Below are 1,142 nucleotides of genomic sequence, written 5' to 3' on the forward strand. Positions count from 1 at the left end.
TGGGGTGCCAGAAGTCGGCTTGGGCCTGTGACCTGGGCTGATGCGACAGTACGGGACCGTCGGCATGATGGTCAGCTATGTCCGTGCGACTGCTCTATCTGATCTTCGTGCGGGTGTGTGGCTGGTTGGTTCTCCTCGGTCGTTCGTCGGCGTCCAAGGACATCGAGCTGTTGGTGCTGCGGCATGAGGTCGCGGTGCTGCGCCGTACCCAGCCCAAGCCCCGGTGGGACTGGGCGGACCGGGCGGTGCTCGCCGCACTGATCCGACTCCTGCCCAGAGAGATGCGAGCGCACCGGCTGGTCACCCCGGGGACCGTCCTGCGGTGGCACCGCCGCCTGATCACACGGACATGGACCCATCCAGAGCGGATGGGTCGGCCACCGGTCGGCACGGAGATCGTGACCCTCATCGAGCGGCTCGCGACCGAGAACACGACGTGGGTCTACCAGCGGATCCGGGGCGAGCTCCTCAAGCTCGGCCACCGGGTCAGCGCCTCCACGATCCGCCGGGTCCTGAAGTCCCTGGGGCTGCCCCGGCTCCGCAACGGCAGACCGACACGACGTGGCGACAGTTCCTGCGCACGCAGGCGTCGACGATGCTGGCCGTGGACTTCTTCCATGTGGACTGCGCGGTGACGCTGCGGCGTCTGTACTGTTTCTTCGTCATCGAGGTCGGCTCCCGCACCGTCCACATCCTCGGGGTCACCGCCCACCCCGACGGACCGTGGACCACCCAACAAGCCCGGAACCTGCTCATGGATCTTGGTGACCGGGCGGCCGACTTCCAGTTCCTGGTCCGTGACCGGGCCGGCCAGTTCACCGCGTCGTTCGACGCGGTCCTCGCCGACGCCGGCATCACCGCGATCAAGATCCCACCCCGGGCTCCGCGGGCGAATGCCTATGCGGAACGGTTCGTCCGCACGGTCCGGACCGAGGTCACCGACCGGATGCTGATCTTCGGCGAACGGCACCTGCGCACCGTTCTGGCCGAGTACGCACGGCACTACAACGGACGACGACCCCACCGCGGTTGTGGCCTTCAACCGCCCCGGCCCGACCACCCTGTCGCAGACCTGACCAAGGAACGGATCAAGCGCCGACCCGTCCTCGGTGGCTTGATCAACGAATACGAACGAGCCGCCT

Annotated in this window: 1 pseudogene; it reads left to right on the top strand. The window is 67.5% G+C overall.

Features of this window, described 5'->3' with window-relative positions:
• Positions 1–77: 77 nt before the first annotated feature.
• Positions 78–1,142, top strand: a pseudogene (locus AC08OQ_RS19095) (integrase core domain-containing protein); the annotation flags it as partial.

This window comes from Frankia sp. CcCS3, assembly GCF_977927575.1.